Origin of the sequence: Nocardiopsis sp. CNR-923, from assembly GCF_001942255.1 — a bacterium.
Taxonomy (GTDB): Bacteria; Actinomycetota; Actinomycetes; order Streptosporangiales; family Streptosporangiaceae; genus Nocardiopsis.
Window position 1 is genome coordinate 1 of sequence record NZ_MKKC01000150.1, and the last position, 7,392, is coordinate 7,392.

The following is a 7,392-nucleotide window of genomic DNA, read 5'->3' on the forward strand; positions in this document are numbered from 1 at the left end:
GGTGATGGCAGTCAGCGTGGACGGCAGGGCAAAATGAACCTGCAACGGAGCTCCTCACGTACGAGCTGTCTCGATCGACTGCCTGTACCAACGAGCTCCGTTGTGCTTTCGCTTCGAACCCTCAATGTGCTTGCAGGACCTGCGAGAACGCTAACTTCCCGGCCTTGGGGAAACGCCCGACCAGGCCCCTGGGAGATTCAGGAGCTAGAGCGCCGCAATGGACAGGACGGGCACTGGTTAGTTTGCATCTGCTGATGCAAGGACAGTTCCTTTCCGAGCCGTTCGGCCAGGGCTTGCCACCTGAAGGCGTCAGCTTGGGCTGCTTGGCGATCCTTGATCACCGTAGTCAGCCAGCTGGAACGCTGGTGGTAGAGGTGGAGCGTCTGTACGCTGAAGCCGACGAGCAGGCTCAGGACGGAAGCGATGAGGATGAGCATCGAGGGTCCCCTTCATGTATTCCCCTCGTCAGGGGAGGAAGAGGCGGCGCCGCCGGAGCTTGTGGACTCCTGATGACAAGAGTGGAGGCTGCCAACTCATGTAGCCAGGATGCGGGTCGGATGAAGTACCGACGAAGCTCGGATGCGCTGTGACACTCGCAGGGTGACCGGACCTAGGTAGGGATTGCGAGGAGGAATATCAGGTCATGGCAGAGGATGCTGATGGGTTGCAGCTTGCCGAACTGCAGCGTCTTGCCAATGAAGAGGACGGTGCGACTTATAGTGCGATTTCACGATGTCGAGAGTTGCTCAGCCTTGTTCCGGATTCGCTAGTTTATGATGCCGAGTCTGCATCGGAGAGAATAGTAGTCCTGAGGGATATTTTCGTAGGGGTTGTCGAGGGCGCGCAGAAGAACCTCAAAAGCGATCCGGGAGATGTTCTAGCGGGGCAAGTGGTGGCTGCGGGAGCACTCCTGGGAATCGTCACTTCCCTTCCCTCCGGCACTCATTTCTATGAAATTGAACGGATTAACAATAAAAAGAAGGGAAAAGGCTACCGGCAAGAGATCGCGGGGCGCTGGCTAGTCGATCAGATTACGACGTCCAGGAATGTGCAACCGAAGGAGTCGATTTTCCTGGAAAATTTTCGCTTCGCACTCCTCCGGTCGGTCCAGTCAACGAATCGCCAGAGTCAGCGAGTAGGGTCGTCGGAAATGGCCAGGGTTATTGCTGATCTTGAGGAGACGTTAGGGCAGCTCTCCATTCCTGATCAGGAGTGGGTGGCGAATAAAATTGGAGTACATTTTGATGCCACCGAAGATCGGCCCCTGCAAAGGCTTATTTTAGGGGCAAGGCTCCAAGGGAAACTCTTGTCGCTGATCGAGGGAGCGGCATATGGGAAAAGGCTAGAGGGTTCAGGGGTTGAGAATGAATGGGAGTCTGAAGATGCTGAGATGCTGAATTTAACTGTAGCCTTCACTAGTACTGGCGAGCGGATGGAAGTGGCGTTGCCGCTTGATATGGACATGCAGGTCGCGGCGAGGAAAGTGATAGGGGAGGTCTTCCTCAGGGATTTACGCCCATCCCGGAGGTCTGTCTATCTTCAGAATGTTTCCTACTATTTCTCAGGAAGCACTCTGGGAAAAAATATGGGAACACTGCGCGAGTCAGGCCTTGTGAATGGCGATGTAGTCAATATCACAGGGGCATATAAATACCCTTGGACTCATGATGCGGAAATGGTGTCTGAGATGGACAGTATGATGCGAGAGGAGATGGAATCTCATGCCTATGTTCGCTTGTTGCAGGATGTTATGTGCACGGTGCTCGCCGGTTGAGTGCAAATGGTATTCCCTGGGCTGGGATTTGTTTTGGGGTTTCAATCGGGCCACCAGACGCAATCGGATGAGACTGGGTGCTACTGATCTTTGATTATGAGGTTGACGGAAACGGTGAGGGTTCCAAGCCGACTGAGTCGATGAACCCCCGCAGCAGGTCGTGCGTTTGCGCACCGGACGCAGATGTGCGTTGATCACCTGCTCCAACTCCTCCAACTCCTCCAGGCTCCGGAACAGACGGCTTCTGAGCACCCGTTCAAGGTGCGCCCACAGCGTCTGCACCGGGTTCAGTTCGGGCGCGTACCGGGGCAGGAACACCACCCGCACCCAGTTCCTGCGGGCGAGGTGGGCGGTCATCTTCTTCCCGGAGTGCGAGGAGTGGTTGTCCCAGATCAGCACCACCGGGCCCCGCAGCGCCCGGCGCAGCCGGCCCAGCAGGGCGGGCAGCACCGCGGCGGTGATCGGGGAGCGGGTGCGCACGGTGTGGAACAGCTTCACCGCCCCGGTCGCGGGGTGCACGCACAGCCATCCCACGGTGTTGGCCCGTTCCCGCCGGCCCCGGGCGTGTGGCCACCAGCGGGGTGCGGCCCCGTCGGTCCCAGGTGCGGCGGGTGGGCGGGGACGTGCCCGCGCCGCACTCATCGGCGAAGACGATCCACGCACCACGGGTTTCAGCGTGCTCTTTTGGCCCGGGGCCACATCTGGGTGCGCCACCGGTCGACCTCTTCCTCGTCGTGTTCGGCGGCACGGGTCGTGGGCGTTTGGTGGGAGGAGCCCCTGCGTTGGAGCAGGCGCCACACCCCGGAAGGGTCGGCGTAGCAGACGCGGAAACGTTCGTGGATGAGGGGGTTGATCCGGTCCAGGGTCCAGGACTGGTCGGGCCAGCCGCGCTCGGTGGGGTTGGAGTCGAGCAGGGCGGCCGGGGCGCGTTCCTGCTCGCCGTTCAGGAAGGGTTCGGCGCCGCGGGGGCGGGCGGCCAGCGCTGCGGGGCCCTTGCTCTTCCAGGCGGTGTGCCATTTGTGGACGGCTTGTCTGCTCGCACCGAGCAGGCGGGCGATCGCGGCTTGGGACAGCTCGCCCCGGTCGAACAGCTCCGCGGCGACCAGGCGTCGTTTCTCGTACTCGGCAGGGGTGCGGGGAGAGGAGAGGGGAGGCTCCATGAACAGGGTTTTCCCAGTTCAGCCGGACGTCAACCCACACATCAAAGGTCAGTATGACCTGGGTGGACAGGTCGTCGAACCCGTTCGCTCACGCCTGGGGGTCGACTTCCGTTACAGTGGGCGGCACGGCCACCGCCGATCGTTTGGTTTCTTCACACCCACATGATCACAGCGGTGGCGTCTCATGTCCGGGGGTTGCTCAGACCGAGATCCCCAAGTGCGGCTGGAGTACTAGGACAGGACCCAGTAGTTCAGGAGAGATATCACTGACCGCAAACTGTCGATGGAATTCATTGATTGAACTGAGCGTTCAGGCGCAGCAGCCGCCGAATGCGTTTTGGTATAGGCGGGTGCGTGTCGAACAGGCGGCGAATGCCGATCTTTGGGAACGGGTTGACAGTCATCATGTGCCCAATCGCCAGCAACGGCCCCTCGGTCGACAGTTGATAGGTGCGCCCTCCCTCTTCAATCTTTCGCAGTGCAGACGCCAGTGACAGCGGGTCGCTGGTAAGTCGGGCTGCTTCCTCATCGGCATGGAACTTTCGTCGCTGCCCCACTCCGACGTGGATCACCAGCGCTGCTAGCGGGGCGAGCAACAGCAAGAAGATCCCACTCAGCACGCTTGAGTTATCCCGTGTGGGCAAGGTCCTATCCGCATCATTGGCAGAAGGGAGCAACCAGGCGAGCGAGGGCAGAGACATAGTGACAACGGCCAGGGCTGCGACCATTGAGGCCAGGAGGTCCCGTTCGCGCTGTTCAGTGGGGTAACGCTTCGACATGGTGGACTCAACCTATCCAAGGTCTGAAGTCTCCATCACACCCGGGGAGATTCAATCAGCCCTGGTTCCGGGCGTGGTGGGCGGCGGTCAGGGCGAGCTGGGTCTTACCGACACCGCCCATCCCTACCACCGACACTCCCACCGTTCCCCCAGGTTGGGTGGGGTCCAGCGCGGCCCGCAGACGTTCGAGGTCGCTGTGGCGGCCGGTGAAGCCGGCCTCCACCGCGGGCAGGGACGCTGCCACCGACGCCGCGCCCTGGGGCGCCGTTTCCCCGTAGAAGTGGTTGATGTCGCCGTGGTGGTTACTGACACCGATGGTGTCCCGACCCGCGCGGGCGTGGGTCTGCCCGACCCGGGTACGGAGCTGGGTGCGGGGTTTTCCCTTGCCCTTGTTCCTGGTCTTGTTCTTCTTGGGCACGCTCAGCCCTCGAACGCCGCGCCACCACTGCCCGGGTGGTCGTTGTTCTGCACACCGATCACATCCCGCCCCGCCCAAGCCTGAGACTGGTCCACACGGGTGCCCTCGTGGTGGTGCTCCACCTTCTTACCGACGACCTCACCCTCGAACGTGCCGTGGGAGAGGTGACGTGGTCACCGTCGAAGCGGGTCTGATTAACCCCGCCGTGGATGGTGTGGGCCTGGACCGCCGTCCCCGACACTTCGCCCACGATCTGGCTGGACACCGACCCCCGTGGGATGTGGGGCCCGTGTTCGTCCACCAGGGCCCGCAACCGGGCGGCCGCCTGGGGGTTGTCGCGCAGCAGGCGGCGCAGCTTCGGTTTCCACTCCCCGGCCGCCTCGGCCACCAAGGCGGGGTCGGTGGCGGTTTCGGTGCGCGAGCGTTCCAGCTCCGCGGCGGCCACATGCGAGGCTTGGGCGAACAAGGCGGCGAACCCGTCCCGGACCCTGCGCCAGCCGGCCTCATCAGGGGAGGTCAGGTGGCGGACCAGGGTGGTGGTGGCCCGCTCCACCAGAGGGGACTGTGAGGTGTCGGTCATGGTGGCTGCACCTGCTCTTCTCACACCAGGAGGGGTGTGCGACCCGCCAGGGGACGCATCCGGATAAGACACGCTAACCCCGGTCCTGGTTCCCCGTCCGGGGGTCGGACCGAAACCCGGTCGGATGGCCGCACCCGGCCCCCGACCACCCACCGAGGGATACTGGGTCGGCGCAGCGGCTACCCCAGATCGGCCAACAACCCCTCGACGATGCCGAGCCAGTGGTCGTCCCCGGTGTCCCGGTAACCCCGCACAGCCTGCTCAAACGCACGGCGGGCCTCCTCCTGACGCCCCAACCTCTGCAGGACCAAACCGAGACCGTGCCACGCCTGCGCCTCACCGTGGGCATCGCCCACCTGGTGTTGGAGGGTGCGGGCGCGGGTGTGGGCGTCGATGGCCTCCTCGAACCGGCGCACCTCGCGCAGGGCCAAGCCGAGGTTGTTCCACGCCGCCGCCTCACCGTGGGCGTGACCGAGCTGGTGGTAGGTGTCGCGGGCGAGGGTGGTGAGGGTGATCTTGTCGTCGAAGGCGCGCCGCCAGTCCAGGTAGACGGACAGGTTCAGGGGTAGGCGGGTGGCGGTGGGGGTGTGGCCGATGGCTTTGGCGGTGTGCACGGCCTCGACGAGAGTGTCGTAGTGCTGATCCAACCAGATCATCGCCTCGTCCCGCCCGGAGAAGGTGTCGGGGACGGTGTCGCCGGGCAGCGCGCGCAGGTGGTCGTCCGCCTGGTTGGCGGTGGTGGTGTAGTGGTCCAGCAACCGCACCAACGCCGCCTTCTGTGTCTGGGCGCTGTCGGGGTTGTGTGCGGTGCGAACGTCGGCGTGGTGGCGGGCGTAGGCGCGGGTCAGGTCGTGCATGGACCACCGGCCGGTGCCGCGGGTGCGGGTGATGAGCTGGGCGCGCGCCAGGTCGGCCAACAACCTGCGGGCCCGCTGCACGGTGGCATCGGTCAGGATCGCGGCGTCGGAGGTGGTGATCTCCCGCCCCGGGGCGATCCCCATCAGGGCGAACAGCTGCTCCTGCTCGGCGGGTAGGGCGTGGACGGCCAGGTCGAACAGGGCGGTCACCGACCGGTACCCGTCGTCCAACACCCCCAGACGACGCTTGGGATCAGCAAGTTGGGTGGCCAGCTCGGTCAGGGGCTGGTCGGGGTCGGTGCGCAACAGGGACACGCACACCAGCAACGCCAACGGCAGCCCACCACAGGCGGTGGCGATCGTCCGAGCGGCCTCGGGCTCGGCCTCCAGACGGTCGTCGCCGTTGTCGGTGACGGCCATGACCGAGGCCATCAACCCCACCGACGCCTCCACCGACAGGGTCTTCAACCCCAGGCGGGGGGCGTGCAGCGCGTCCAGGGGGTCGCGGGAGGTGACCAGTAGCTGGTGGCCGCCGCCTCCGGGCAGCAGGGCCCGGGCCTGGTCGACACTGGAGGCGTTGTCGGCCACCACCAGCACCGGGCCGCCCCGCTCGTCCGCGGTCGTGGCCAGTTGGGACCGGTACAGGGCGGCCCGCTCCTCCGCACCGGCCGGGAGGTCCTCGCCGTGGACGCCCAGGGCGCGGAGGACGGCTTCGAGACCTTGGGCGGGGGTGGCGGGGTCGGGGTCGTAGCCGCGCAGGTTGACGAACACCGCCCCGCAGAACCAGCCGCGGGACAGGGCCCGGTCCCCGGCCACGACCGCCAGGGCGGTTTTGCCGATCCCGCCCATCCCGGACACGGCCGAGACCACCACCCCGCCCCCGTCCTGATCGTGCCCGTTGTCGTTGTGGCGGGGGTCGATGAGGTCGAGCAGGTCGGTCAGTTCCCTCTCGCGGCCGGAGAACCCGGTGGCCGGGGCGGGCAGCCCCCACAGGGCGGTCGGGGTCGGCCCGGCGTGGTGGTACACCTCGGTACCCACCACCCGGCCGTGGAAGCTGCCACCGGAGAAGTCGACGTGGTCGCCGTCGTAGGAGGGGCCGCTCACCGCACCGACCCGCCCGGGCCGTCTGTGCCGCCACCGTCCGGCCCGTGGTGGACGCTCTTACCTGTCACCGGGCCTTGGAACTGGCCGTGGGAGAAGTCGATGTGGTCGCCACCGTAGCTGTTGCCACCCTTGTTCGTGTCCGGGGCCACCTCCTCCAGGACCGCCCGCAACTGAGCAACGGCTTCGGGGTGGGTGGCCAGGTAGCGGGTGAGCCGCCCCCGCCACTCCTGCTCCACCACCGGGCCCAAGCCCTGGTGTTCGACCACCTCGCCGCGGGCCCGCTCCAGCTCCTGGACGGTGGTACCGCCGCCGAACACGGCCGCCACCCTGTCCCGAGCCAAAGCCCAGGCGTCGGTGGTCATGGCCTGGACCAGGGTGGAGGCCGCCGTGGCGGCCAGGGTCGTGATCACCGGATCCATCAACGTCTCCACATCTGCCCGACCCCGACCACGACGGCACGGGGGGTTTGGGAAGGGACACCCACGCTAATAGGTGCGTTCCCCACCCGTGGGAGGGAAAGCGAACCTGGCCCGATCCGGCCACCCACCCGCGAACACCCCTCCCCTGCAAGTGTCCAACAAACGATCCGTTTGTTGGACAGGTGATCGGAACGGCCCTCGATGTAAATGTCCATAGTCGCGTGCACGGGTGAGCTGGAGGTTCGCCGCTGAGTGCAGGGAGATTCGGGTCCCCCGGACATCCCGAAGCCGCCTGCACTAC

8 protein-coding genes and 1 pseudogene are annotated in these 7,392 nt (G+C 65.2%); 1 reads left to right on the forward strand and 8 read right to left on the reverse strand.

Annotated elements, in window-relative coordinates; translation table 11 throughout:
* Positions 1 to 197: 197 nt before the first annotated feature.
* Complete coding sequence (locus tag BJF83_RS24940) at positions 198 to 437, reverse strand: hypothetical protein (protein ID WP_075928247.1); 240 nt, start codon at positions 435 to 437, stop codon at positions 198 to 200.
* Between the two features lie 206 nt (positions 438 to 643).
* Between BJF83_RS24940 and BJF83_RS27215 the strand changes: the two genes are divergently transcribed.
* The gene (locus tag BJF83_RS27215) at positions 644 to 1,774 is read left to right on the forward strand and encodes a hypothetical protein (protein WP_143832084.1); all 1,131 of its coding nucleotides are present in this window, start codon (positions 644 to 646) and stop codon (positions 1,772 to 1,774) included.
* A 273-nt stretch (positions 1,775 to 2,047) separates the two neighbouring features.
* On the opposite strand, the pseudogene BJF83_RS24945 reads toward BJF83_RS27215, so the two are convergent.
* From BJF83_RS24945 to BJF83_RS24975, 7 genes and pseudogenes are all read right to left on the reverse strand, one after another.
* Positions 2,048 to 2,416, reverse strand: a pseudogene (locus BJF83_RS24945) (transposase); the annotation flags it as partial.
* Positions 2,417 to 2,445: 29 nt separating this feature from the next.
* The gene (locus BJF83_RS24950; protein WP_075928248.1) at positions 2,446 to 2,934 is read right to left on the reverse strand and encodes a winged helix-turn-helix domain-containing protein; all 489 of its coding nucleotides are present in this window, start codon (positions 2,932 to 2,934) and stop codon (positions 2,446 to 2,448) included.
* A 290-nt stretch (positions 2,935 to 3,224) separates the two neighbouring features.
* A complete protein-coding gene (locus BJF83_RS24955) occupies positions 3,225 to 3,713 on the reverse strand; it encodes a M48 family metalloprotease (protein ID WP_075928249.1) in 489 nt (162 codons plus the stop codon).
* Between the two features lie 55 nt (positions 3,714 to 3,768).
* The gene (locus tag BJF83_RS24960) at positions 3,769 to 4,131 is read right to left on the reverse strand and encodes a hypothetical protein (protein WP_075928250.1); all 363 of its coding nucleotides are present in this window, start codon (positions 4,129 to 4,131) and stop codon (positions 3,769 to 3,771) included.
* Positions 4,132 to 4,189: 58 nt separating this feature from the next.
* Complete coding sequence (locus BJF83_RS24965) at positions 4,190 to 4,711, reverse strand: hypothetical protein (RefSeq protein WP_075928251.1); 522 nt, start codon at positions 4,709 to 4,711, stop codon at positions 4,190 to 4,192.
* A 179-nt stretch (positions 4,712 to 4,890) separates the two neighbouring features.
* Complete coding sequence (locus tag BJF83_RS24970) at positions 4,891 to 6,672, reverse strand: tetratricopeptide repeat protein (protein WP_075928252.1); 1,782 nt, start codon at positions 6,670 to 6,672, stop codon at positions 4,891 to 4,893.
* Complete coding sequence (locus BJF83_RS24975) at positions 6,669 to 7,091, reverse strand: hypothetical protein (protein ID WP_075928253.1); 423 nt, start codon at positions 7,089 to 7,091, stop codon at positions 6,669 to 6,671. Before BJF83_RS24975 ends, BJF83_RS24970 begins: the two co-directional genes overlap by 4 nt.
* Positions 7,092 to 7,392 lie beyond the last annotated feature (301 nt).

Coding starts and splice junctions, on each gene's coding strand:
- BJF83_RS24940 (WP_075928247.1), bottom strand. CDS start 437: ATGCTCATCCTCATCGCTTCCGTCCTGAGCCTGCTCGTCGGCTTCAGC.
- BJF83_RS27215 (WP_143832084.1), top strand. CDS start 644: ATGGCAGAGGATGCTGATGGGTTGCAGCTTGCCGAACTGCAGCGTCTT.
- BJF83_RS24950 (WP_075928248.1), bottom strand. CDS start 2,934: ATGGAGCCTCCCCTCTCCTCTCCCCGCACCCCTGCCGAGTACGAGAAA.
- BJF83_RS24955 (WP_075928249.1), bottom strand. CDS start 3,713: ATGTCGAAGCGTTACCCCACTGAACAGCGCGAACGGGACCTCCTGGCC.
- BJF83_RS24965 (WP_075928251.1), bottom strand. CDS start 4,711: ATGACCGACACCTCACAGTCCCCTCTGGTGGAGCGGGCCACCACCACC.
- BJF83_RS24975 (WP_075928253.1), bottom strand. CDS start 7,091: ATGGATCCGGTGATCACGACCCTGGCCGCCACGGCGGCCTCCACCCTG.